Consider the following 26758-nt stretch of genomic DNA (forward strand, 5'->3'; position numbering starts at 1 on the left):
ATGGGATGGAGCTTTTAAAAAAATTAAAGCTGGAAAGTCCTGCCTTCAACTGCTAACTCGGTATTTTCAAAAACAGATTGTGCTTCTTCTAAAAGCATCTGCAAAGTTTTATAACGTGAAGAGAAATGCCCGATAAGCAATTTCTTTGCTCCTGTAATTTTGGCCACCTCTCCTGCCTGCAAAGCGGTAGTATGGTGTGTTTCATTAGCCCGATCTAAAAGATCGTGCATAAAGGTCGCTTCATGGTAAAGCGTATCGCAATCTTTTATGGTAGAAAAGTATCGTTCATCAAATAAAGTGTCAGAACAATAAGCGTAACAGCGCGGTGCATCGGCTTCTGTAGTATAATCGGCGCTGCGTAAAATATCACCATTTGGTAATTCTACATCAATGCCTTTCTTTAGCGAAGTATAATAAACCATAGGCACTTCGTCTGTTTTATCCTTGATCAGTTTTCGCTGTCTTTTCTTTTGCTGAAAAATAAAACCTGTAGTGGGGATACGGTGATTTAAAACAATGGTTTTAACGATCAGGTCACTGTTCTCAAAAATCTGGGTAGATTGATCGGCTTCGATCGGAAAAAACTCAATGGGATATCTTAAAACGGTATCAGAATATTTAAACTGGATCTCTAAGATTTCCAACAAAGGTTTAGGACCAAATATTTGTATTGGCTTTATCCTGCCGTTTAAATGCAAACTTGATAACAATCCGATCAAACCAAAATAATGGTCGCCGTGTAAGTGACTGATAAAAATGTAATCAATCCTGGCTGCCTTAAGGTTAAACCTGGCTAATTGTTGTTGTGTGCCTTCACCACAGTCGATCAAATAGTATTTTTCGTTACAATTTAAAAGCTGTGCCGATGGATTCCTGTTATAAACAGGTGTTGCAGAACTGCTTCCCAAAATGGTAACTTCAAACTTCATCATGATCAGATATAAAAAGCCCCGTAGATTTTTAGAAACTACGAGGCCCGTAATGTTATTTAAATTATATGTTATTTAGCGCCTCTAAATTCTTTTTCCAACTCATCCATAAAAATGAAATCTGTTGCTTCGTCTAATGTATTAACAAACGTTACAGATTGGAATATGTTTGATAATTCGATAATTGATGCCAGCTCGTCGTTAATTCCCGTTACGATAAATAATCCGCCTGCTGATTTGCAAAGCCTGTCGCCAACCAATAAGCAGCTTAGATCCTGTGCGTCGCTACATTCGGTAACATGGCTTAAATCAACAATAATGTTCTGAAAGCCCTCTGCATTAAGTAAATAGAATTCTGATTTCAAGCCTGGGGCATTATCATTTGTAAACCTAGGTTCTTCTAACTTTAAGCTTACATATTTATCGTGTTTATCTACTGAAAATTTCATCTCTCTAATCTTTAATTTTACTAATGTAGAAATTTCTTTCGAATTTTATAAAGTTTCTAAAGCCTTTAAAACATTAGCCTCAATACGGCTGGAAATTGCATCAGCATCAGCTTTGATAAACGCCTCACCAACAATCTGTTCGTAAAGTTCGATGTAACGTTCAGAAATCGAGTTTACAATTTCAGGTGTCATTTCGGGTACAAGCTGACCATCTTTTCCCTGAAAACCATTTTCAATCAGCCATTTTCTTACAAACTCTTTCGAAAGTTGTTTTTGCGGCTCATTATTATCCTGACGTTCCTGATAACCTTCCGCGTAAAAATAACGGGAAGAATCTGGTGTATGAATCTCGTCGATCAGGTAAATTACACCATCAGCCGAACCAAATTCGTATTTTGTATCCACCAAAATCAATCCGCTTTTGGCGGCAATCTCTGTTCCACGCTGGTACAGTGCGTAAGTATATTCTTCTAATTTTTCGTAATCTGTAATCGAAACAATGCCTTTTGCCAAAATATCTTCTTTTGAGATATCCTCATCATGCCCTACTGAAGCTTTTGTTGTTGGGGTAATAATGGGTTGAGGAAGTTTATCATTTTCCTTTAAACCTTCAGGTAAAGCAACACCACAAACAGAACGTTTACCTGCGCTATATTCTCTCCAGGCATGTCCGGCTAAATAACCTCTGATCACCATTTCTACTTTAAACGGCTCGCAGATACGACCAATTGTAACCATTGGATCTGGAACAGACAAAACCCAGTTGGGAACGATATCTTGTGTAGCTGCTAAAAATTTAGCCGCTATCTGGTTTAATACCTGTCCTTTAAATGGAATCGCTTCGGGCAATACTACATCGAATGCAGAAATACGATCGGATACCACCATGACCATCAATTGATCGGCAATTGTATATACATCGCGTACTTTACCTTTGTAAAAATTACTTTGATTCGGGAAATTGAAGTGGGTTTCTTTTAGTGCTTTCATGAGGGGGGTAAAAATAGGGAAAAAGTCCGAAAGTCCGAAGACCAAGGTCAGAAGTCCGAAGATATAATTTATTAAAAACCCCCGCAGTTAATAAGCTACGGGGGGTGATTATTTTAATTTATTCAATACCTCTTTAAAAGTTTTCGCTGAAATGGTGCTGATATTTTCATTCTTGATCTGAATTGTAATACGATCATCAATTTTAATCAACTGAAGCCTTCCTTTAAAGACGTGTGCCTGATCAATATTAACAAATTCGAACAGCTTTTTAAGTGTTTCCTTTTTACAAACCCATTCTTCATCAGTTTTTGAAATGATCAGCCGTATGGTATGAGGCAATTTTTCAAAAGAAAGCTTCAAATTATTTTCTAAATTAATACTTTCCATAATTATGATGTAAGATGTATTGATGTAAGATGGATGACGTTTTTAAAAGACTTCAATCTTTCCCGTTTTACATGATCCATCTTACATTTCCCATTTACTGAATATCACCGTAAGCTTTCAGGATATCTTTTACCAGTTTATGCCTTACCACATCTTCTCCACTTAAATAGATAATATCTATACCTTTAATATCTTCTAAAATCCTTAAGCCGTTAAATAAACCAGACATTTGTTTTTTAGGTAAATCGATCTGTGTAACGTCACCTGTAACAATAAATTTTGCCGTTGGGCCCATACGCGTTAAAAACATTTTTAACTGCATATCAGTCGCATTTTGAGCCTCATCTAAAATCACAAAGCAGTTATCTAAAGTACGGCCACGCATAAATGCCAATGGAGCAATTTCAATTGTACGGTTTTCGATATAGAATTTTAATTTTTCTGCAGGGATCATATCATCCAGCGCATCGTAAAGCGGACGCAAATAGGGATCGATTTTTTCTTTTAAATCTCCTGGCAAGAAACCCAGGTTCTCCCCTGCTTCAACAGCCGGGCGCGTTAAAATGATCCTTTTAATTTCTTTATTCTTTAAAGCTCTAACCGCTAAAGCAACTGCGGTGTAGGTTTTACCTGTTCCGGCTGGACCAATAGCAAAAAGGATGTCATTCTTGGCAATACTGCTTACCATTTTACGCTGATTTGCGGTTCTTGCTTTTACCAATAAGCCGTTGGTACCGAAAACAATTACTTCTCCGCCACCGCCTGTTGGTTGTTCTACATCTTTTTTTGCAACACCGGCTGCCTTTGCACCCAGTATGGTTTCTACATCATTATTGCTTAGTGAGCTATATTTTTCGAGGTGCGCAATCAGCTGGTTAAACTTCTCTTCGAATGCCTTAAGTTCCTGTTCATCACCGAGAACCTTAACATCACTACCTCTCGCCACCAGTTTTAACTTTGCGAAAGCACCTTTAATCATTTCGTAATTCTCATTGTTCGGCCCCCAAAAGTGAGCAGGATTTACGGTATCCAGGGTTAATTTTAATTCGTTCAAACTGTAGTATTTTAAAAAGTTATCGGGGTATATTAATTAAAATTTGAATATTTGCAGACGCTTAGGCCTGTACACAAGAATAAGCAATAATAATGAATTTTTAATGGGGATAATTACTTTAACAACAGATTTAGGTTTGAAAGATTTTTACCAGAGTGCTCTAAAAGGTAGTCTGTTGAGTCTTATGCCTAATGTTAATTTAGTCGATATTACCCATGAAGTTCCTTCTTTCAATATCTCTTACGCGGCTTTCGTTTTAAAAAACGCTTATCCATATTTCCCGAAGAATACGGTACACTTGATAGGGATTGATTCTGTATATAGCGAAAATACCAAGTATATTGCCGTGAAGCACCGTGATCATTATTTTGTTGGTGCAGATAATGGTATTTTCTCGCTTCTGTTTGATGATGTTCCTGAGGATGTAGTAGAACTGAACATTATGCAGGATTTGAAATACCTGCACTTCCCATTGGTTGATATTTTTGTTAAAGCGGCTACACACCTGGCTAAAGGAGGCAAACTGAAAGAGATTGGTTTACCTGTAGCAGAGATTGAGCAAAAGATGCTTTTACACCCTGTAATTGAGCGGGATGTGATCCGCGGAAGTGTGGTGTACATTGATACCTTTTGCAACGTAATTACCAATATTACCAAGGATCTTTTCACCAAAATTCAGAAAAACCGCGATTTTACTTTACACTTCAGAAAAAGCGAAACCATTACTCAACTGAGCTGGCATTACAATGAAGTGCAGGAAGGTGAAAAACTTTGCCTGTTTGGCATTAGTAACCACCTCGAAATTGCCATTAATAAAGGAAAAGCGAGTGGATTATTAGGCTTGCATCTTGGTGATATTGTGAGGGTTGAGTTTCATTCTTAATGAGGTTAAAGCATAAAGACTAAAGCTTGATTTCACTAGTTCAACCCGACTAATGAACCAATGACAAATGAACCAGTGACCCAACTAAAACAACTTCTACCCTTTTCGCGTTTATATCCACATGAAGAAATATTTTTATCTGTTCTCGCTTATCTTATTTAGTTTTCAAGCTTTTGCGCAACAGGATACTGCTGCCTATGCGGCACAACGGGTTAAAGTAAACTCATTGCTTCAAGAGCGAAGCGCGAAATTTGGCCAATATGATGAAAGCTTAACACAGCGTTCGGGCATTTTTGGCTGGCAAACGAAGAAAGATATTAAAAACTCAAATGAAATTCTTCGTCAGGTGGTATTAACTGATAATAATATTTTTAAGGAACTGAAAATTTTAATGGATTACAAAGACCTGCAAAACCAACAGAAAGTGGCTGTTGCAGATAACTCCCAGGAGCGTATTGAAGCTTATATGGGCACTATTAAAAAACTTCAGGATCAAAATGCACAGCTTAAAGAAGACTTAAATAAAAAGAGCAAAGGAAATTTATCAAACTACATCATTGCATTTCTACTCTTGATAATGGCTGGCGGATTTTATTTCTTCAATAAAAAACTGCAGCATTATGAAACCGCTAAAATCAAGCCTTAAATTACAATAAGATTTTTGCCACTTCATTACCTTTAAAAGCAATAAACAAATTATGAAAAAAGGACTGTTTAAAATCCTGGCGAAGATAAACAAAGTGATTTTGCCAAGTTTGTATAAAAAGGACCCGAGCAAGCTGACCACTTTTCAGAAAGCGATTTTAGGTTATCGGTACTGGGTTACAACAAATGCGTTGGACTAGTTTAGAAAAACCTCGCAGGTTTACAAAACCTGCGAGGTTTAAATACAATTATTTCTTAAAATGCTCAATAATCAAAGTAGCCAATTCCGTACCAATACGTTCTTGTGCTTCGTTGGTTGATGCACCAATGTGTGGTGTTAAGGAGATTTTAGGATGTGTTAAAATTTCGGCCAATGGTGTAGGTTCGTTATCGAAAACATCTAAACCTGCAAAAGAAACTTTACCAGAGTTTAAAGCTTCAATTAAAGCAACTTCATCAATTGTTCCACCGCGTGAGCAGTTTACAATACCTACCCCATTTTTCATTTTAGCAAATTCTTCTGCGCCTAAAATCGGTTTATCCGCAAATGGCGTATGTAAACTAAAGAAATCACTTCCTGTAATTACGTCATCAAGTGAAACCGTTTTAACTGGAATACTCACCGATTTACCACCCTGGAATTCTAAAGTAATTTCAGATTCTGATGGATATAAATCGTAAGCTAATACATTCATACCTAAACCTAAAGCCACTTTTGCAGTTGCACGGCCAATACGGCCAAAACCTATAATACCAATGGTTTTACCACTTAATTCGGTTCCTTTAGCATAAGCTTTTTTAAGGTTGTTAAATTGAGTAGCACCTTCAACAGGCATTTTACGGTTAGCGTCCTGTAAAAACCTGATACCGGTAAATAAATGAGAAAACACCAACTCGGCTACAGATAGTGAAGATGCTGCTGGTGTATTTACCACTGCAACACCCTGACTGCGGGCATATTCTACATCAATATTATCCATACCTACTCCACCTCTGCCAATTAATTTGATATTGGGTACAGCATCAATTAATTCTTTTCTAACTTTTGTTGCACTACGCACGGTAATGGCATCATAGTTTTTTAATGCTTCGGCTAATTTATCTTGCGGAATGGTTTCTGTATCAACCTGGAAACCTGCTTTTTCTAATAATTCTTTTCCGATCGGATCAATCCCATCGTTTGCTAATATCTTAATCATTGTATGTATGATTGCACAGATTTGATTGATTATACCGATTAAATAATCGCATAATCATCTGCGGTTAAAATTAATTCTTAATTTGCTTTTGCTTGTTGTTCTTCAAATATCTGCATAGCCTCTACCAAAGCATGTACACTAGTAATTGGAAGGGCATTATACATCGAAGCACGGAAACCACCAACACTTCTATGTCCTTTAATACCCACAATACCTTGTTCTTCTGCATATTTTAAAAATGGTTTTTCCAATTCTGCATTTTCCATTACGAAACATACATTCATTCTGGAGCGGTCTTCAACAGCGCATGTTCCTTTAAATAATGGGTTGCGATCAATCTCTCTGTAAAGTGCCTCAGCTTTTTGTTTGTTTTCTTTTTCAATTTCAGCAACACCACCTTTTGATTTTAACCAACGAAGGTTTAATAATGCAACATAAATAGAGAAAACCGGAGGTGTGTTATACATCGATCCATTATCGATATGCGATTGATAGTTTAACATCGATGGAATTTTGCGGTCAATTTTACCTAAAATTTCATCTTTAACTATAGCAATGGTTAAACCTGCAGGACCAACATTTTTTTGTGCTCCGGCATAAATTAAATCGAACTGAGAAACATCAATTACACGGCTCATGATATCTGATGACATGTCGCAAACTACAGGAACACCGGTTTTAGGCACTTCGAAAAGCTCAGTACCGTAAATGGTGTTGTTTGATGTATAGTGGAAATAAGCACTATCAGCCGGGATTTCGAAATCCTTTGGAATGAAGGTATAGTTTGCATCTTTTGAGGAAGCTACCACGTTTACATTACCGATCAATTTAGCTTCTTTTAACGCTTTGGTTGCCCAAACACCTGTATCCAGATAACTTGCTGTTTGTGCATCGCCCAATAAGTTCATTGGTACCATTGCAAACTGTAAACTTGCTCCACCCTGTAAAAATAAAACGGAATAACCGGATGGCACATTTAATAATTCTTTTACCAACTTATCAGCTTCAGCAACAACTGCCTCAAATTCGGTTGTTCTGTGCGAAATTTCTAAAATTGATAATCCATCGTTAAAATCTAAAACAGCCTGAGCTGCTTGTTTAAACACTTCTTGAGGTAAAATACAAGGGCCTGCGCCAAAATTATGCTTCATCTTATTATATAATGTTTTATGGGCGTAAATGTAAAATTTTTAAAGCAGTTATGCCCACAAAATCGTCACCTAAAAAATTAAATTTTGTTAAAAAAAAGCCATAAATCGATCCATTTATTGCAGTTTTTACAATTAAATCGTTTTACTGAATTTAGACGAAACAAACCCATTAGGTTACATAAGGCTAATGGGTTTAAATACGGCAAATCATCTCGCAATCCAGCTCAGTAAGATCATACGATTTGAAAATTTGCACTAATAACCACACCAGCTTTTTAAAATTTGAAGATACTTTTGAAACGATGGGTTTGCGTTAGGTATTGTAAGGGTTCAGTACCGATCCTTCATCGGTACCGGAGCGAAGGCGCAGCCCTGAAAGCCAGACCCTTTCCCGTTTTTCACGGGATTGGGTAACGCCCAAATCAGTTTTGCAGTTCTCAGTTGGGAGTTTAAAGTTTGACGATAAATTAAAAGAATTTGCCGTTTAAGCTTAGTTTTTCAATTTCACAATCAACTTTAAATTAAACTGCCGGCCGGTTAAATAATTTGGGATGGCATACTGTACATTATCTACATCTTTTAGCCAGAGGTAAGAAACGGTATTATTAATATTCAACATATTAAAAACCTCGAAAAACAAAATAACCGAACTGAAATTTTTATCGAGAAATTTGGGTTTATGCAAAGCTGCATCATCAAGAAAATCCTTTGAAAAACCGATATCTACACGTTTATAAGACGGAATAAAAAACTTATCTAAATATCGCGGTGTTTGTGATGGACCAATTGGCAACTTTGAACCGTAAAGGGCATTTAAGTGCACCTTATAAGTCGGACTATTGAGCAATTTATCCTGAAAAAATATAGAAAAATTTAAGCGCTGATCGGTTGGCCGTTTTAAATAACCGGGGTAAACCGTTACGCCGTTTTCAACATAACTATCACCGATTATATCTTCATTGGCGTGCATTACCGACATCCTGAAATAGGAAACCAGATCCTTTACAAATTCGCCGCCTATGCTAAAATCGGCTCCATAGGCGTAACCACGTGATACTTCATTAGCGAGATATTTTATCCTGAGGTTGTCAATTTTATAAGGAATTAACCTGTCTGAATATTTAAAATAGGCTTCAGAAGTAAACTTCAGCCTCGTGCCGAAAGCATCAAAAGCATATTCATAACCCAATGAGGTATTATAAGAACTTTGGGCCTTCTGATTGATATTTAATTCCCCGGAAAAATCGCGTATGGTGCGGTATGATGGTGGTTGTTTGTATACTCCGGCAGAAAACCTCAATATCTTATTATTCGAATTTGGTCTGTAGGCAATCAACATCCTTGGGCTGATTAACAGTTGTTTACTTAAAGAACTATAAGTTGCCCGTGCACCTAACTGTAATTCTGCCGAACTCGAAAGCGAATAACTATCCTGGATGTAAGCGCTATAATTTCTGATATCAATATTGTTTTTTACATTGATTACGTTCTGTAATACAATATTTTTAGCGTTATTAGGTAAAATAAATCCTGCAGAATCGGTATAATTATACTCGTTTAACTGATCGTTGTAACTGGATTTATCGAATTTTAAGCCCCAGGAAAAAACGTGGTTATCAAAATTCTGATCTACCTTTATTTCTGAGGCAAATACCTGGGTATTCAAGCTGTTTCTACCATAATTATAATAACTGCCAATTCCTCTGTTTTTACTTACAGGTCCAAAATTCTCTCCGGGAAAGCTATTATCCACTTCATCAAAAATATAACTTCCGTTGATATCAAAACGTTCCCTTTCAATGGTATTAAAATAGCTATTGATAAACTTGATGACCAAATTTGGTTTTGGCGAGTATGTTGCAGTAATAGCGCTACCTAAGGTTTGGTAATCATCAATTTCCTGTCCGGTATAATCTACATTTAACCTTAAGGTAGTGCTTAAAGTTCCAAATTGTGTTTCCCTGTTGGTGGGTACCAATTTAAACTGACCAAGATTAAAACTACCAAAATAACTGATATTGAATTTTGGCGAAAAATCGTATTGATACAGAAGTTGTGCATCGGCAAAATTGGGGTTATAACTCCCCTTTTCATCTTGTTTAATGAGCACACTCGAATTATTTTTATAACGTAAACCAGCCAGTAAAAAACTGTTTTTAAATATTTTTTTAGTGGTTAATGAGGTATTTAAAAGGCTTGTGCTGAAAGTAGTTTGGTTACTATCGGGTTTATCATATTTAATATCTAAAATAGAAGAAAGTTTATCGCCATATTTTGCTTCGAAACCTCCGGCTGAGAATTTGGCCTTACTTACCAGATCTGAATTGATAAAGCTGAGTCCCTCCTGCTGCCCGTTACGGATTAGTACCGGACGGTTAATTTCTACATCGTTGATATAAATCAGATTTTCATCAAAATTACCACCCCTAACGCTATACTGCGCACTTAATTCGTTATTGGTTGATACTCCTGGAAGGGTTTTGAGCATGGTTTCGAAATTTCCTGAAACCAATGGCATGGAGGATACATCGGCAATATTGATTGTTGTGGTATTACTTAACTGGTTCTGTTTATTGGTAATGTTTACCTGCTCCAGCTCATTAATATTAGCGACTAAGTTTACTTGTTTAACAATCCGCGCACCCGAACGCTCATTAAATTTAATGGTTTGTGGCTGGTAACCCAAAAGCGAATATTTTATGCTAAATGTTTTCGATTTTGAATAAATGGTATAAACGCCAAATTCATCTGTAACGGTTGATTGCGCCTGACCTAAAACAATAACGGTAACCTGTGAAAGGGGCAATTTTTCATCACTATAAACAATGCCCGAAACCCTAACTAAAGGCTGAGCCACAGCAAAACTGCAACCAGCAATTAATAAAAACAGGATTAGCCGAAATTTGAGCATTTTTAGTATCTAGATGTAGTGTATCAAGATAAAAATATTAAGTATCAAGATAAAAAGTAAGGTATAAGGGTATTAAGTATCGAGACAATTATAAAGCTATACTCCTTATCACTGGAACAATTTAGCAATAAAACAGTTAAATGCTTATACTACTGGTTAACTGTTTCATCTTAGTAATCGTTTCCGTTGGATTATCTGTTGCAAAAATCGCATTTCCGGCCACGAAAGCATTGGCACCTGCTGATACTAATGTAGCAATATTTTGTAAACCCACACCACCATCTACTTCAATAACCAAATTTTCGTTTACACCTTGAATTAAGCCTTTTAAATCTTTAATTTTCTTGTAGGTATTATGGATAAACGCTTGTCCACCAAAACCCGGATTAACCGACATAATCAATACCAGGTCCAGATCTTCAATCACATCCTGCAGTAAGGTTACAGGAGTATGAGGGTTTAAAGCAACACCTGCTTTACAACCAGATGCCTTGATCAACTGGATAGTTCTGTGCAAATGTGTACAGGCCTCGTAATGTACGGTGATCCGGTCTGCCCCTGCTTTAGCAAAATCCTCAATGTATTTATCAGGTTCTACAATCATTAAATGTACATCCAATGGTTTGGTAGCATGCTTTTTTACAGCAGCCATTACCGGGAAGCCAAAAGAAATATTCGGGACAAACACACCATCCATCACATCAACATGAAACCAATCGGCCTCACTTTTGTTAATCATTTCAATATCGCGTTGTAAGTTGCCAAAATCGGCAGAAAGTATGGATGGGGCAATGATGTATTTCATTTAATTATTTCTTAGTTTCTTAATATTTTCCAGTTCAATGATATCAATCTGATCTTTCGGTCGATTAGCTGCCTTTTTTGAATCGATTAGTTGATTAATATGTAGGAACGGTATTTCCAGTTCGTAAATTGTTGCAATAGAGGCATATTCTAAGCATTTATCAAAACCAAAATCCTCTAATCCTTTTACTGAGGTCATGATATCCATTCGCAAACTGTTATCAAGATAGAAATCTGTCCAGCCTGGGATAAATTGAATAGTTTCCAGGGCTTCAAAATCTCCAAGGCCATATTCTTTAAAAGCATTTCTCAAGTTTTTTCTGTTTTCGAGGTTATCTTTTATCCAGATATCAATATCATCGGTTGTCCGATGAAATCCATGCAGATTTGTTGCCACTCCACCTATCATGATAAACATTACCTTGTTTTTCAAGAGGGAACGCCACAACTTTAGTATTTCATCATCAAAAACATCCATTTATTAATCTATTTTTTTATGGACAATGGTTGCTGATTTTAAGATCATGTTTAATTTCATTAATCTCGCCATGGTATGAAAACGCTCTGTATATGAACTGGATAGCGCTTTTTTCAACAGATCTTCTTCAGCTTTTAGATAATTAGCAGCTGGTTCTTCAACAATATGATTTCCTTTTTTCATAGCAATACTGCAAGTTACAAAAGAACTGCGAAAGTTTTTAGTTAGAAAGGCCGAAGTTATTTTTTCTACAAACAAAAAACCCTTCCAGTAAACTGAAAGGGTTTTATATATTTCCGGACTTCCGACTCCGGACTTTTTCTATGCTTGTGGCGCAGCTGGTTTTTCTGGTCTTGGCAATAAAACTTTGCGAGAAAGTTTCATTTTACCTTGTTTATCGATGTCTAATAATTTAACCTCGATTTTATCACCTTCTTTTAATACACCATCCATGGTTTCTAAACGTTCCCATGAAATTTCAGAGATGTGTAATAAACCATCTTTACCTGGCATAACCTCAACAAATGCACCAAACGGCATAATTGATTTTACTTTACCCTGATAAACTTCACCAATTTCTGGTTTAGCAACAATGTTACGGATACGGGTGACCGCTGCATCAATAGCTGCTTTGTTATCAGCAAATACCTCTACGATACCTTTACCATCAACTTCTTCGATAGAGATTGAAGCACCGGTTTCGCGTTGCATTTCTTGTATAATTTTACCTCCAGGGCCGATAATGGCACCGATAAATTCTTTATCGATAGTTAAAGATACGATACGTGGAGCGTGTGGTTTGTAATCTTCATTAGGCGAGCTAATGGTTTTCTTCATCTCGTTTAAGATGTGCAAACGACCTTCTTTAGCCTGTAATAAAGCTTTAGTTAAAACCTCGTATGATAAACCATTGATTTTTAAGTCCATTTGACAAGCAACAATACCATGTTCAGTACCAGTTACTTTAAAGTCCATATCACCTAAATGATCTTCATCACCTAAAATATCAGAAAGGATTGCGTATTTACCAGTTTTCTCATCAGTAATTAAACCCATTGCGATACCAGAAACCGGCGATTTGATTTTAATACCTGCATCCATTAATGCTAATGTACCAGCACAAACAGTTGCCATTGATGATGAACCGTTAGATTCTAAAATATCAGAAACGATACGGATAGTATAAGGATTTGCTTCACCTTGAGGCAATACTTTTTTCAACGAACGTTGTGCTAAAGCACCGTGGCCAATTTCACGACGGCCAGCGCCTCTGTTTGGTCTAACCTCACCAGTTGAGAAACCAGGGAAATTATAGTGCAATAAGAATTTGTTGTAACCATTAAAGAAAGCACCATCAATCATTTGCTCATCATCTTTGCTACCTAAAGTAACCGATGTTAAAGATTGAGTTTCGCCACGTGTAAATACAGCTGAACCGTGAGCAGCAGGTAAATAACCTACTTCGCTCCAGATTGGGCGGATTTCTGTAGTCTTACGACCATCTAAACGGATACCTTCATCTAGCAATAAATTTCTGATGGCATCGTACTGAACATCATGGTAATAATGTTTAGCCATTGCTTTGGTTAAATCAGCAGTATCTTCTGGCATTGCCTCGAAGAATTCGTTAATAATAGCTGTAAAACCTTCTTTACGAACATCTTTATTACCACCAGCTTTCGCTACCGCATAAACTTTATCGTAAGTATCAGCATAAACTTTAGCTTTTAAATCTGCATCGTGGTCTTCGTGGTTATATTCACGTTTAACTGTTTTGCCGGTAGCTTCAGTTAATTCAACCTGAATGGCACATTGAACTTTAATTGCATCATGTGCGAATTTTAAAGCTTCAACCATTTCGTCTTCCTGAATTTCGTCGCACTCACCTTCAACCATGCCTATATCGTTGGCCGAACCAGCAACCATGAACTCTAAAGTTGCGCGTTCTAATTCGCTGGCTTTAGGATTGATAATTAATTTACCATCAATTTTAGCAACACGTACTTCAGAAATTGGACCATTGAAAGGAATATCAGATACCGATAATGCAGCTGATGCTGCTAAACCTGCCAAACAATCAGGCATTATATTTTTATCAGCAGAGATTAAAGAAATCATCACCTGCGTATCAGAGTGATAATCACTTGGGAACATTGGGCGTAAAGCTCTATCCACTAAACGAGAGATTAATACCTCGTAATCAGATAATCTTGCCTCACGACGTAAAAAGCCTCCTGGAATACGACCTGTAGCCGCATATTTTTCCTGATAATCAACCGATAAAGGTAAAAAATCAGTACCTGGTTTAGCACCAACAGTTGATACTACCGTTGCTAACAACATCGTATCGCCCATTTTTACCACAACCGAACCATCAGCTTGTTTAGCCAATTTACCAGTTTCAATTTCTACAATTCTGCCATCGCCCAAATCGAACGATTTTTTTATTACATTCATTTAATTAGAATTATGGTGTGTTTTCCTCTTTCTACACACCGTTGTTTATATATGTTTTTGTTTTTGCAAACGAAGATAAGATTAAAAAAGCCTATCATAACAAATCCCGTTAAAAAAATTAACAGGAAATTAAAAAGCCACTCCCTTAAGAATGGCTTTCGCTGATAAAATTCGCTTATTTTTGTTTAATGATATCACGAAGCGATAAAGCTTTGATGATAGCACGGTAGCGCTCAATATCTTTTTTGTATAGGTAAGCCAAAATACCGCGGCGTTTACCTACCAATTTTTGAAGTGACAACTGAGTAGAAAAATCCTTACGGTTTTTCTTTAAGTGTTCTGTTAAGTGCGCAATACGGTATGTAAATAACGCTACTTGACCTTCTGCAGAACCAGTGTTGGTTTCTACTTCGCCGTGTTGTTTAAAGATTTCGGCTTTCTTTTCTGGACTTAAATACATTTCTTGAATAATATTAAAGCAATAAAAATTAATTAATTGTGGCGCAAAGATAAGGTTATTATTGGTTAAAAACAAGTATTATTAACCGATTGATTATTTGGAAAGCAAAGTCTCGTTTTTATCGGCTGCTTCACTCCCGCCCTCGCTACAATCTTTTTGCCATTCTACTTCCTTTGTCGTTATCCAGAAGAGGAAAGACTGAGCAATCTAATTCGGCAGCAAAGCAAAAAGGATTTCCGCTAAGTCGGGTTTAGATAACTTAAGACGGTGCAATAGGCTTAGTTTTTCTTATTAATACGCTCCAATTCTAAAACATCTAGCTGATCTTTAGGCATGTTAGTAGCCCGTTTATTATCCAAAAGATGGTTATAATGCAGAAACCTTGCTTTTATACCATTAATTTCATCTACAGTAGCCATTTGAAAATACTCATCGAATTTTTGTTTATCAAGGCCGGGGATATCTGTCATTAAATCTGCATACATGCCGTCATCTGCCATAGCCCATTTTAACAAGGGCATAAATCAGATTTTGTCTGTTTTCGTTAGTATCCTTGAGATAAATATCTAAATCGCCAGTGGTACGGTTATAACCATACCGGTTAACAGCAAAACCACCAACAATGAGGTAATTAACGTTAAATTGCTCAAATGTTTCCAGCAACAAAAGCATTTCAGGATTTTCTTTATCAAAAGACATAAAGCCATTATATGGCCGACTTACGGATGATAATGCCTTTTCCTTGAGGAGATTTTAAAGGCTGGCCACCATTCATAATAACTGTGGTTGAGTTGCAAAACACCAAAAAAGCGTTGCTCAGGCGTGCGGCTCAAATAAACAGCATCACGTTCCTCCACAATTGTTTCGCGTGGAGTATTGATATCATATAATTTGAGTTTTCCTATTTCATATCAAAAATATGAAAAAAGAGCAATAAAAATATACAATTGCATACTTTTGCTGAAAACATTTTAACCTTGGAAAAGAATCAATATAGCATTTTCGAAAGCGAATTACGTGTCCGTCCCGATGATATCGATATGTTTAACCACGTACACAACAGTAAATATCTGGATTATGTATTGGCGGCTCGTTATGAGCAGATGGAAAAGTTTTACGGTATGCCCTGGGAGCACTTTACCAAACAGGATTTAGGCTGGGTGGTAAGCCATGTTGATATCAATTTTAAACGCCCATTATTAATGAACGATTTAATGCTGATTAGAACAGGGATTCTGAACATGAACGATAAAGGTTGTTCAGTACAATTCGAAATCATCAATCAAAAAACAGGAAAAGTAGCTTCAGATGGCATTTTTGATTACGTACTGATTGATTTAAATACTAGCAGAGGTACAAAAGTTACCGAAGAAATGATTAAAGCCTATAGCATTTAGGTAATTACACAGATTTAAGAGATTACATAGATAGAGTAATTCACCCATTTAGAAATAGTGATTATAAATCCGTGAGTTCTGTGCCTCTGTGGCTAAAATTATGAGATAAAATGGGTCTTAGCGAAATGCTAAGACCAGACTAAAGAACTTAACTAAATATAAAATCAGGGCGTTCCGCGTCTCCGTAGCAAAAAACCATAAAAACCAATCACTTTCTTAAAAATTAGTCATCAAAATTTGACAATTCAAAATTTTACCTATCTTTGCTTTATCAAAAAGACCAGAGCCATGATAGTATCTGCAATCCGTTTGAGGTTTTAATTAACTGAGGATTCCCTCCATTTCAATTTAGGTATGTGCGCTTAACAGCGTATCATTGGTTTATACATCACAATTTATTTTTATTATATGTCACAGTCTGCAAAGGCAAAGGGCAAACTATCGTCATTTTTCGATATCCTTGTCCAGTCTTTAAAAGGTCACGAAGTTGACCTCACTTCAATTAGTATTAAACGCGCCATCATTTTATTGGCCATTCCCATGATGTTGGAAATGGCCATGGAATCGGTTTTTGCCTTAGTCGATCTTTATTTTGTAGGCCACCTGGAAAACAGCAGCCATGCCATACAAACCGTTGGTTTAACCGAATCGGTTTTAACCATTATTTATTCTTTGGCCATTGGCTTAAGCATGGCCGCAACAGCCGTTGTTGCCAGGAGAATTGGCGAGAAAAACCCGGAGGCGGCATCAAAAGCAGGTATGCAAACCATTGTAATTGCAGTTGCGGTTAACATTCTGATCAGCATTGCAGGATTAATCTATGCAAGAGATATCCTGTTATTAATGGGTGCTTCAACAGAAACTGCAGATCATGGAACCACCTTCGTACGCATTATGATGGGCGGAAGTATCATTATTGTACTATTATTTCTGATCAATGGTATTTTTAGAGGTGCAGGTAATGCTGCAATCGCAATGCGCAGTTTATGGATCGCCAATATTGCCAACATCATCCTCTGCCCCATTTTTATTAACGGTTTTGGACCAGTACCGGCATTTGGTTTAACAGGCGCTGCAATTGCCACAACCATTGGTCGTGGCTTGGGCGTAAGCTACCAGGTTTACAATCTATTTAGCGGTAAAAATGCGCTTAAGATACGTATCAGTCATTTTATTCCAGATTTTATGCAGATTAAAGCGATTGTTAAGATTGCTGCTCCTGCTATTTTTCAGTTTGTAATTGCAAGTTGCAGCTGGGTATTTTTGGCTGAATTGGTGGCAACCACTGGTGGAGATGCGGGATCGGCAGGTTACCAAACAGCATTGCGCCTGATGATGTTTTTTATGTTGCCAGCATGGGGGCTGAGTAATGCAGCGGCTACTTTAGTTGGTCAAAATCTAGGTGCCGGACATGTAGACCGGGCTGAAAAATCGGTTTTCCAAACACTAAAATATATTTTGATTTTCATGGCCGTGGTAAGTGTGTTATTTCTCACCTGTGGGCACCTGTTCGCAGCATTTTTCACTTCTGATGAAAAAGTAATAACGATAGCAAGCAAAGCTTTAAAAATTTTAAGCATCGGTTTTGTGATTTATGGTGCAGCGATGGTATTTAGCAGTGCCTTTAACGGTGCTGGTGATACATGGACACCAACAAAAATAAACGTTTTTGCATTTTGGTTGTTCCAGATTCCATTGGCTTACTTTTTAGCAAAATATTTAGAAATGGGTCCCACCGGTGTTTTTATTGCCATTCCTACGGCCGAAGCAGGTATTGCAATAGCGGCATTTATCCTTTTTAAAAAAGGGAAATGGAAGAAAATTAAGGTTTAATTTTCAACACAAATAAGCACGGATGTTTTATTGAGTAAATATTGTTATCCTGCTTATTTGTGGTTATTTTTTTTTACAATAGGTAAAAAAACCTTCGTAAAAAGTTCGTCATTGACGATTTAGTTAACCCTAGTCCTATACTTCGGGTTGCTCAGTTTCAATGTAATTGTTTTCTAAAGTACCGTCGCTATAGAGCTTTAAAATAGCGTAACCTGGTGCAGTTTCCTGATAATAATAAGGTTTTGCAGATCTTTTATCTCCTTTGCCCCACCAAAAACCACTCATGGCGCCATTACAATAATATTCGACACCATTGTACCAGGCCCTATCCAATAAATGCTGGTGACCGCTAAGACAAACCTTCACTTTATCTTTGTGTTTGTAAAACAATGCCTTTAATTCCTTATGGTCGCCGTGCTGACCACCTTCCCAGGTACCGGTAACGGTTAATATGGGGTAATGAGACATGAGCAAAACCGGGGTATTGGCTGGTAAATTTTCCAGTTCATTTTCCAGCCATTTATACTGTTCGCTATCCAGAGCAGTATTTTTATTATTGCCATCCAAAATAATAAAATGCCAACCTTTTTTAGAGAAACTGTAATAGCGGTTAGGAATTTTTAATCTCCTAACCACGTAGTCCTTACCGTACATTTCATCATCTGTAGATGGTGCAGCCCACCAGATGTCGTGATTACCAATACAGCTGTGTACTTCGTATTCTGAAATCTGTTTGATGCAGTTATCCCAGATTCCCCATTGTTCTATTACACTATCCCGTTTAATGTCCTTATAATCCGCAGCATGAATGCTATCGCCTCCATTAAGAAAAAAATCCACTTTCTGTTTTTTGATTTCTTTCAGGGATTTTTCAAATCTAGCAGGCGCATCATCTCCATTCCTGATGTGTACATCGGTGATGTGTGCAATGGTTAAGATAGGTTTCTTATTGAGGTTTTTCTCAAGTGGAGCAGCCAGGGCTACATTTTTCAGATCACCAAGTACAAGCGCAGCTGTAGCTAAAGGAATCGATTTTAATAAATTTCTTCTTTTCATGTGTGTTTTGAATATTCAATTAAAGATATTTCGTCATGTTGAGCCTGTCGAAGCACTTTACAGCGGATGTCGTCAAGTCCTTCGACAAGCTAACTTTGATAGATTCCATTAGAACAATCGTCATTCCCGCGCAGGCGGGAATCTTAAAGCGCATGCATTACGATTCCCAATCGAAATTGGGAATGACGATCCCTCGCAGTCTATCATATTGCCACAAAATCTGTCATTCATATTGATTTTTATGTAATAAATTATCTCTTAGGATGACAATTCTCTATTTTTGATGTTTTACTGCCAACCCGTTGGTTGTTTAAGCTGTGGATTTAGTAAAATCTGTTGCATGGGTATCGGGAAATAATAATATTTCGGATCGACAAACGATCTTGGTGAACTTAGGTTTTCCGGAAACATAATAAATCCGGAAGTTCCGTTGCTTAAGTAAAAACTATTATCACTCAGGTAATATTTTACCAGTTTGGCTTTCACATCAGCAGGCAGACCATCAAGTGGTGTTTCCTGATTTGGTGCCTGTAAAACAGCGATATCTTCTACCCCATCACCAGTAACATCATAAGCGCCTAATTTAGTTAAATACATGCCTTGTGTAGGTTTTTCAAGCAGTTTACCTGCTTTCCAGCGCAATAAATCGGTAAACCTGAAACCTTCGCAGGCCAGTTCTACATTACGTTCTCTGCGGATTTCCAACAACACACCTTTATTGGCGCTGTTAACCTGAGGATACATGGCTGCTAAAACCGCATCGGGTGTAGTATTGGCAGCGGCCATGTTTAATGGTGCTACGCCTGCACGGTTACGCAAAACATTAATGGTATTATCTACATCGCTTTGGTTAAGTAAACCCAACTCGGCCCTTGCCTCCGCATAGTTTAACAAAACCTCTGCATAACGTAAAATCGGCAGATCGGTAAACTCAGTATACACTTTGGTGGTGGGGTCTATTGCATAAAATTTGATCTGTGGATACCCCCCAAAAGTTGGTCTCGTTTTATTGGGTATTCCGCCGAGTGTGGTAGAAAAGCCCGGAGGCATAATGGTTACCGCCATTCGTGGATCGCGGTTATTAAAAATTTCTGCATAAGTTTTTTTATCCCAATCTGCAGTTGAAGTAAAAGCGGTGCCATCCGTCATCAGGTAAGTATCGATCAAACTTTTGCTTAAAGCCCATTGCCAATCGAAAACATAATGGGTACTGTTAGCGCGGTTTAATGCCTTGTCGTAATCATCATAAAATATCATTTCTTTGTTGCCGCTCAAATCCTGGCTGGTAAAAAGTTTTTGATAATCTTCGCCTTTCTTTCCGGTATTGTAAATGCTAAATCCGCCGGTCATTACCTCTTTACTAGCCGATTCTGCCCTTTGTAAAAAAGTATTGGCAGTGGCCTGCAAACCAAGTTCATCATGGTATTTCCTGAAAGTACCTTCGAAGAGGCAAAATCTGCTGAGTACCGTTAAGGCCGCCCATTTGGTAATGCGTGTGGTCGTACCCGTTGCCATTACATTGGCTGCAGCATATTCAAGATCGGCTTTTACCGAATCGGCAACTAAAGTGCGCGGATCTTTAGCTTTATATAATTGGGCCTGATCATCAGGATTCAACACCGTAGAATAATAAGGAACATCACCATAACGTGCAATCATGTTGAAATAGAATATGCCCCTGTAAAAACGGGCTATGCCTACAAAGTGTTTAATGGTGGCCGGATCACCCTGAACCTGCTGAAGATTATTGAGCAGGTAATTAATACTGCGAAGGTTATCCCATTTCCATCCGCCAACATTTGCCGAATTGATTTTCCCCCTGATCATGTTGTCCAGCTCGCTACCGCCTAAGTTAACAGAGATGTTATCAGAAAAAAGATCATTGGTAGCTGGACCAAACATGCCGTAGAATCCATTGGTATAGGTTTCCAGATCTGCTGTGGTTTTAAAAAACTGATTCGGTGTAATGGTGGTTTCCGGAATCCTGTCAAGAAAATCTTTCTTACAACCTGCCAATACTCCAATGATTAAGAAAAATAGAATATGGATGTAGTATTTTGTTTTCATCTGTTTTAAGGTTAAAAATTAAAGTTTAAACCGAATGAATAGGTACGTTGAAAAGGATAAATATTGCCGTTAAGTCCCTCGGGATCGAGCTTTACTTTAAGGTTAGAATGCTCGAACAGGTTTTCGCCGCTCACATAAAAATGTACATTCTCCAGTTTTAATTTTTTCAGTAAACCTTTAGGTAAAGTATAACCCAGGGTGATGTTTTTTACCCTCAGGTATGATGCGTCCTGTAAAAAGCGGGTATTAGGTATCCCCAATTCTTCTCCTGTATCTTCGGCAGCGTAGGCTTTTATCCTCGGGAAATAAGCATTTGGATTTTCGGGACTCCAGTGATCGAGGTTTTGCACGGTAACATTAGTCCATGGCTGCGCATAAATTCCCCAGAAATAAATGTTGCTTCCTGCGGCATACCAGTCTCTTTTGCCTACTCCCTGTATAAATACCCTTAAATCGAAGCCTTTCCATGCGCCAGAAAGATCGACGCTGTAGGGCAAACGGCTCCGGCTATTGCCCAGTTTATAATAATCGCCAGGATTATCAACCGTTTTATTTCCAAAATCTACCTTACCATCACCATTACGGTCTTTAAACTTCATATCACCTACAAAATACTGGTAACGCTGATCGTCTGTTCCTACTGCGGTTTGATTGGCATGATTTTTCAGTTCGTCGGCATTCTGGAAAAACCCTTCTGATTCTAAACCCCAGATTTCGCCAATTTCCATTCCTTCGTAATAATCGCTTATCAGCTTATTTGGGTTATCAAAACGTGTGATGTACGATCTGCTATCGCTTACCGCCAGCACTACATTATAAGTTAGTAGTGAGCCACCCAACATCAGCTGGTCTCTCCAGCCAAGTTTCAGTTCCCAGCCTTTCGTTTTAAGATCGGCCGCGTTTGCCGTTGGCGAATTTGCGCCAAAAACGCCAGGTAATGGTTTTCCTGGTACCAGCATATCCTTGGTAAAGCGAGTGTAACGGTCGAAATTTAGTTCTAACCTGTTTTTAAAGAAACTTAAATCGGCACCCAGATTGATGGTTGATACCTTTTCCCAGGTGAAATTATTTGATATTGCTGCCGGTGGATTAACATAAATGGGTTGACTACCTCCCAGGATCTGGCTCGTTTTTCCACTGGTCATTTTTGCCAGGTAATCATATTCATTGGCAGCTGCCTGGTTACCCAGTACCCCGTAAGAACCTCTGATCTTAAACATATCCATAGATAACGCTTCTTTTACAGGGGCAAAAAACTGCTCTTGCGAAATCATCCATCCTGCTGAAGCAGAAGGCACAAATACCCAGCGTTTGCCCGGTGCAAAACGCGAAGATCCATCATAACGGCCATTTAGCTCTAAAAGATAACGCTCTTTAAAATTGTAATTTAAACGGTAAAAAAGCCCCTGAACGGCCCACTCCGCAACATTTTCGGTAACGGTCTGATCGCCTGTGGCGAGATTAATAGAAGGAAGATTACTGGAAATCAATTGCTTGCGTGAGGCCAAAAACCTTGCATTTCTGAACTGCTCCTGGTTGTAGCCCACCAAACCTGATATATAATGGTTTCCCAGTTGTTTTTGCGCCTGGGTGTAAAGGTTGATGACATTATACTTTACATTGCCATTCTGGTTGGTTGCAGAAGTTGTGGTAGGCAATGGAGGGGCTAAATTGGGACCTGTTTTATAAGGAACCGGGATCTCATACGATTTACCCAAACTGTCTACCCTTCTAAAAGTTGCATCTCCCTTTAAACTCCAGATATTTTTGATTAAGGAAGCATCAAAAGAAAACGTGGTCTGAACGGTATTGGCACTCATCGTTCTTCTTCCACCTTCCTGAACAGCACCTAAAAGTGCTGCACCGGCAGATGTCCAGGAACCATCAGGGTTACGCGGAATATCGGTTACATTGGTACGGTTGATGTTCCAGAAATAATTACCATCTATAAAAGTCGGGGCCTCATAAGTTTTTGAGGTGATCATGGTGTTATTTGAAAGTGTAAGCCATTTGGTAATGTTCAGGTCTACTTTTCCCCTTAAATTGTAGATGTTGTTGTTTTCATCAGCACCCCGGATCATTCCCTTTTGTCTGTAATAATTTGCAGACAAGTAATAGCTCAATTGATCTGCCTTTTTCGAAACGTTTACGCCTACATTATAGGTTGGTGCAGATTGCTCGTAGGCTTCTTTTAACCAATCGGTTGATCCGATGTAAAACCATTTGTTCGGATCGGTGGGGTCGGCAATTACATCTGGCCTCGATGGATCGAGTGAGCGCAACCGGGCAGCTTCAACAAGTGCAGCACTGTAAGCTGGATTATACAGCGGAAAGGCAGCTTCATTTTTAACCTTAAGTACTTCGTAAGGATCGGTTACCACTTCAGGCAATTTACCTACCGTACGGAAAGCCATATAACTGTTTACACCAACATTGAGCTTATTGCTTTTGGCTGATTTGGTAATCACCAATACCACCCCAAAAGGTGCCCTGGCACCATAAATAGCGGAAGCGGCTGCATCTTTTAAAACTGAAACACTTTCTATATCGGCAGGATTTAGTGTTAACAGATCCGATGCACTAAAAGGAACATTATCGACTAAAATAAGTGGTGCACCACTGCCATTGATGGAAGCAAAACCCCTAACGTTAAAATCAGGTGCGGTATTCGGTCTGCCATTGGCGATGGAAATATTCAGATTTGGGATTAATCCCTGTAAACCTTGCCCTAAATTGGCAATTGGCCTGTTTTCGAGCTGTTTTGCAGTGATCGCATCTACTGCTCCGGTAAGATTTGCTCTTTTTTGGGTTCCGTATCCAACTACTACCACATCCTCCAGGGCGGCAAGATCAGGCTGAAGGGTAATGTTTACCGCCCCGCTTTTTGAAACCGCTACTTCCTGAGTTTTATAACCTAAATAAGAAACGACCAGTATTGCGCCTTCATCGGGCACGCTGAATTTGAAGTTTCCGTTTTCGTCAGTTTTGTGATAGGTTTTGGTGCCTTTAATCAGAATGGATGCATTGGGTAAGGTGCCCCCTTTTTCGTCGAGCACTTTTCCGTTAATTTCTATTGCCTGTAAAATGTTGATCAGCCGATCTAACAGAGACAAAGGTTTGGCTTTGATAATGATTGTTTTCTCGTCAATGGCATAAGTAAGCGCTTTACCCTCCAGACATTTGCCCAATACTTCATTTAAAGAAGCATTTTCAAATTTTGCGTCAATTGTTTTGTTGGTTTGGAGTTTATCGGCCTCCCATAACACGTTATAGCCGGTCTGTTTCCGGATGGCCTTGAAGACCTGTTTAATGGTGATGTTTTTTTGGACCAAAGATAAACTCTGGGCGTTGCTTGTTGAGGCGTTTACCTGTAGCAGGCAGGTTACCATCAAAACTATTATGAGTTTCATCACTAGCAAAAATTTGGTCGCGCAGGGTCTGTACCTGCAAAAAATATTAGCAGAATTTGTATACATTTGTTCGTTTGTTTTGGTTTAAATTATTCTATCGCAAATAGTGTATTTTAACTCAGCCAAAGCATATTTTCCGGTTATACCGGTTAAGGGTCAGTAATGTTGGTAGCATTGCTGACTTTTTTTTTGACTGCAGTTTTGGCGTTTATCTCATTACTACAATCCTCCTTTCTTCGATCTTAAAGTGAACCGAACCCGTTAATTCTATCTTTTTAAGCAGCTGTGATACATTAGAAAACCTCGAAACCGTACCGCTAAAGCTTTTTGTTTTCAAGCTATTATCCTTAAAATCCACATCCACATCGTACCACCTGGCCACTTTATGCATAATGCTTTGCAGGTTTTCATCATCGAACATAAAAAATCCTTCTTTCCAGGCCATTACCTGTTCAGTATCCACGGTAGCTACCTTAATAGATTCGCCTCTTAACGTAGACTGTTCTCCTGGTTTAAGGATTTGATTTGCAATTGATAATCCATTTGGAGCAGTGGAAAGCGAATGGACCGCTACCGAGCCTTCGAGTAAGGTGGTTCTGGTATCACCTTCCTCCTGATAACTGTTGATGTTAAAATGTGTACCCAATACTTCTACTTCCTGCGAATTGGTTTTTACGATAAATGGTAAACGTTTTGCAGGTCCGCTTCCTTTTATCGTTCTTTTGGCCACTTCAAAATAGGCTTCGCCCTTGAGCTCAACCCTTCGTTTATTAAGTGCAAATTGAGCAGGATAACGCAGAGAAGACCCTGCATTTAGCCATACTTTTGTTCCATCAGGCAGATTAACCTGGTATTGACCTCCCTTAGGCGTTTCAACCGTATTAAAGCCAGCCTGAGTGGGCTTAGCTGAATCAGAAACCTGATACAATAATTGGCCATCTGCAGTTTTTGATATGGTAACTCCTGCCTGATCCGCTATTTTTCCATTATTTGCATCATCCAGGGCTATCCGGCTTCCGTCGGCAAGGGTTAAAAATGCCTTGTTTTTTCCGGGGGCGATATCATGTTTATAAAAAATTGCAGCCGATTGAACCGGTGCGGCAGTTGGTGTATTTGCAAAATGGTACAAACCGAGTCCAATGATAGCGAATGCAGCTATAGCGGCCCATTTGTAATATGGGGTAACTTTTCTGGTCTGGTTGTTTTCACGCTGTATATCCTTCCACATCGATTTTCCAAGCCCTTCGTAATCTGGCTCGGATTGAAGTGTTTGAGGATTTTCCGTTTCCCTCAAATACCAGGATTCTACCAGGTTGGCCTCTTTAGGACTGCACCTGCCTTCCAGGTATCTATCAAGCAGTTCTTTGGCCAGTTTTTGCTCCATACTATTTTTCCTCAATTGGTGAATGTATGGTTATGAACGTTTGCCTGCCTGTAGGGAGTAGATGAAATGAAAAAAAAATTAAAAAAATAAAAAAAGGAATGTGCCTAGCTTTAAACGGAGAATTTTTAAGGCATTTGCCATCTGTTTCTTTACCGTTTTATCCGAAATTTCCATCTGGGTGGCAATTTCACGGTGAGACAGATACGATCTCCGGCTGAGTTCGAATACGGCCCTCATTTTTGGTGGCAATGCCGCTATTTCAAATTCAATTCTTTTAGCCAGTTCGCGATCGCGTACCAGGTGATCGGTAGTATTGTTTTCTGTTGCTATAAATGCGCTTAATGAATTAAGGTAGCTATCTTTTACTTTTCCGCGCTGAAAAATTTTTAAGATGCTATTGCGGGTAGCGGCATATAGAAATGATGAAAGAGAAATCTGTATCTCAAGGTTTTCTGCTTTCGACCACAGCATCACAAATACATCCTGCACTACATCCCTGGCCTCTTCATCGTTCTGGAGTATTTTACGGGCATACCTAAACAGAATGGCCCAATAACGCTCGTAAAGTATGGCATAGGCACGGTGATTTCCTTTCTTGGTGAGAAGAAAAAGTTCATCATCGCTCTTCAGATTATAATCGCCCATTACCCTAACTTATTTTCTTTGCAAAAAAAACATTTAAATATTAAAGATCCCATTCTTCCTATATTATCAATTTGTTAAGCAGAAAAATTATGACAAATCACACTGTCAATCTTGTGAGGCGTATGATCAATTAATCAGAATAAAAATATACAGTTTAATAACACTAAAC

The 26758-nt window shown here is 38.3% G+C and carries 24 protein-coding genes; 4 read left to right on the top strand and 20 right to left on the bottom strand.

Annotated elements, in window-relative coordinates; all coding sequences use genetic code 11:
• Window positions 1-23 precede the first annotated feature (23 nt).
• The 5 genes from H9L23_RS11010 to H9L23_RS11030 form a co-directional block, all read right to left on the bottom strand.
• Window positions 24-929 carry a ribonuclease Z gene (locus H9L23_RS11010; protein WP_187595467.1) on the bottom strand — a complete coding sequence of 302 codons (906 nt, stop codon included), beginning with the start codon at window positions 927-929 and terminating at the stop codon, window positions 24-26.
• Window positions 930-1000: 71 nt separating this feature from the next.
• Window positions 1001-1378 carry an STAS domain-containing protein gene (locus H9L23_RS11015; protein ID WP_187595000.1) on the bottom strand — a complete coding sequence of 126 codons (378 nt, stop codon included), beginning with the start codon at window positions 1376-1378 and terminating at the stop codon, window positions 1001-1003.
• 45 nt (window positions 1379-1423) lie between these two features.
• Window positions 1424-2368 (bottom strand): phosphoribosylaminoimidazolesuccinocarboxamide synthase, encoded by a 945-nt coding sequence (locus tag H9L23_RS11020; RefSeq protein ID WP_187595001.1) that lies wholly within the window; start codon window positions 2366-2368, stop codon window positions 1424-1426.
• Window positions 2369-2476: 108 nt separating this feature from the next.
• Window positions 2477-2755 carry a hypothetical protein gene (locus H9L23_RS11025; protein ID WP_187595002.1) on the bottom strand — a complete coding sequence of 93 codons (279 nt, stop codon included), beginning with the start codon at window positions 2753-2755 and terminating at the stop codon, window positions 2477-2479.
• A gap of 94 nt (window positions 2756-2849) precedes the next feature.
• The gene (locus H9L23_RS11030; protein ID WP_025146255.1) at window positions 2850-3809 is read right to left on the bottom strand and encodes a PhoH family protein; all 960 of its coding nucleotides are present in this window, start codon (window positions 3807-3809) and stop codon (window positions 2850-2852) included.
• Between the two features lie 103 nt (window positions 3810-3912).
• Between H9L23_RS11030 and H9L23_RS11035 the strand changes: the two genes are divergently transcribed.
• Entirely contained in the window at window positions 3913-4692 is a 780-nt protein-coding gene (locus H9L23_RS11035) for an SAM hydrolase/SAM-dependent halogenase family protein (protein WP_187595003.1), read from the top strand.
• A gap of 121 nt (window positions 4693-4813) precedes the next feature.
• Entirely contained in the window at window positions 4814-5338 is a 525-nt protein-coding gene (locus H9L23_RS11040) for a hypothetical protein (RefSeq protein ID WP_187595004.1), read from the top strand.
• A 247-nt stretch (window positions 5339-5585) separates the two neighbouring features.
• Here the strand turns inward: H9L23_RS11040 and H9L23_RS11045 are convergent, their stop codons facing one another.
• The 10 genes from H9L23_RS11045 to H9L23_RS11090 form a co-directional block, all read right to left on the bottom strand.
• Window positions 5586-6536 carry a D-2-hydroxyacid dehydrogenase gene (locus tag H9L23_RS11045; RefSeq protein WP_187595005.1) on the bottom strand — a complete coding sequence of 317 codons (951 nt, stop codon included), beginning with the start codon at window positions 6534-6536 and terminating at the stop codon, window positions 5586-5588.
• Between the two features lie 77 nt (window positions 6537-6613).
• A complete protein-coding gene (serC, locus tag H9L23_RS11050; protein ID WP_187595006.1) occupies window positions 6614-7687 on the bottom strand; it encodes a 3-phosphoserine/phosphohydroxythreonine transaminase in 1074 nt (357 codons plus the stop codon).
• Window positions 7688-8177: 490 nt separating this feature from the next.
• Complete coding sequence (locus H9L23_RS11055; RefSeq protein ID WP_187595007.1) at window positions 8178-10598, bottom strand: TonB-dependent receptor; 2421 nt, start codon at window positions 10596-10598, stop codon at window positions 8178-8180.
• Between the two features lie 136 nt (window positions 10599-10734).
• Window positions 10735-11403 (bottom strand): ribulose-phosphate 3-epimerase, encoded by a 669-nt coding sequence (gene rpe, locus H9L23_RS11060; RefSeq protein ID WP_187595008.1) that lies wholly within the window; start codon window positions 11401-11403, stop codon window positions 10735-10737.
• Entirely contained in the window at window positions 11404-11880 is a 477-nt protein-coding gene (locus tag H9L23_RS11065) for a DUF6036 family nucleotidyltransferase (protein ID WP_187595009.1), read from the bottom strand.
• A gap of 3 nt (window positions 11881-11883) precedes the next feature.
• Entirely contained in the window at window positions 11884-12063 is a 180-nt protein-coding gene (locus H9L23_RS11070) for a hypothetical protein (RefSeq protein ID WP_025146263.1), read from the bottom strand.
• Between the two features lie 138 nt (window positions 12064-12201).
• Window positions 12202-14337: a polyribonucleotide nucleotidyltransferase gene (pnp, locus tag H9L23_RS11075; protein ID WP_187595010.1), complete on the bottom strand. Its 2136-nt coding sequence runs from the start codon at window positions 14335-14337 to the stop codon at window positions 12202-12204.
• Between the two features lie 175 nt (window positions 14338-14512).
• Window positions 14513-14797 (bottom strand): 30S ribosomal protein S15, encoded by a 285-nt coding sequence (gene rpsO / locus H9L23_RS11080; protein ID WP_025146265.1) that lies wholly within the window; start codon window positions 14795-14797, stop codon window positions 14513-14515.
• A gap of 278 nt (window positions 14798-15075) precedes the next feature.
• The gene (locus H9L23_RS11085) at window positions 15076-15318 is read right to left on the bottom strand and encodes a hypothetical protein (RefSeq protein ID WP_187595011.1); all 243 of its coding nucleotides are present in this window, start codon (window positions 15316-15318) and stop codon (window positions 15076-15078) included.
• Window positions 15287-15496 carry a hypothetical protein gene (locus H9L23_RS11090; protein WP_187595012.1) on the bottom strand — a complete coding sequence of 70 codons (210 nt, stop codon included), beginning with the start codon at window positions 15494-15496 and terminating at the stop codon, window positions 15287-15289. The genes H9L23_RS11085 and H9L23_RS11090 overlap by 32 nt, the downstream gene beginning before the upstream one ends.
• Window positions 15497-15774: 278 nt before the next feature.
• Here H9L23_RS11090 and H9L23_RS11095 point away from each other — a divergent pair, with 278 nt between their 5' ends.
• The gene (locus H9L23_RS11095; protein ID WP_187595013.1) at window positions 15775-16194 is read left to right on the top strand and encodes an acyl-CoA thioesterase; all 420 of its coding nucleotides are present in this window, start codon (window positions 15775-15777) and stop codon (window positions 16192-16194) included.
• Between the two features lie 408 nt (window positions 16195-16602).
• Window positions 16603-18027, top strand: a complete 1425-nt coding sequence (locus H9L23_RS11100) for an MATE family efflux transporter (protein WP_187595014.1) — start codon at window positions 16603-16605, stop codon at window positions 18025-18027.
• 135 nt (window positions 18028-18162) lie between these two features.
• Here the strand turns inward: H9L23_RS11100 and H9L23_RS11105 are convergent, their stop codons facing one another.
• From H9L23_RS11105 to H9L23_RS11125, 5 genes are all read right to left on the bottom strand, one after another.
• On the bottom strand, window positions 18163-19083 hold the full coding sequence (locus tag H9L23_RS11105) for a metallophosphoesterase family protein (protein ID WP_187595015.1): 921 nt from the start codon (window positions 19081-19083) through the stop codon (window positions 18163-18165).
• 288 nt (window positions 19084-19371) lie between these two features.
• Window positions 19372-21150, bottom strand: coding sequence for a RagB/SusD family nutrient uptake outer membrane protein (locus H9L23_RS11110; RefSeq protein WP_187595016.1), 1779 nt, complete (start codon window positions 21148-21150; stop codon window positions 19372-19374).
• 11 nt (window positions 21151-21161) lie between these two features.
• Window positions 21162-24560 (bottom strand): TonB-dependent receptor, encoded by a 3399-nt coding sequence (locus H9L23_RS11115; RefSeq protein ID WP_223191066.1) that lies wholly within the window; start codon window positions 24558-24560, stop codon window positions 21162-21164.
• A gap of 208 nt (window positions 24561-24768) precedes the next feature.
• Complete coding sequence (locus tag H9L23_RS11120; protein ID WP_187595017.1) at window positions 24769-25944, bottom strand: FecR family protein; 1176 nt, start codon at window positions 25942-25944, stop codon at window positions 24769-24771.
• A gap of 78 nt (window positions 25945-26022) precedes the next feature.
• Entirely contained in the window at window positions 26023-26589 is a 567-nt protein-coding gene (locus tag H9L23_RS11125) for an RNA polymerase sigma factor (RefSeq protein ID WP_187595018.1), read from the bottom strand.
• Window positions 26590-26758: the final 169 nt, after the last annotated feature.

This window comes from Pedobacter roseus (assembly GCF_014395225.1).
Lineage (GTDB): Bacteria > Bacteroidota > Bacteroidia > Sphingobacteriales > Sphingobacteriaceae > Pedobacter > Pedobacter roseus.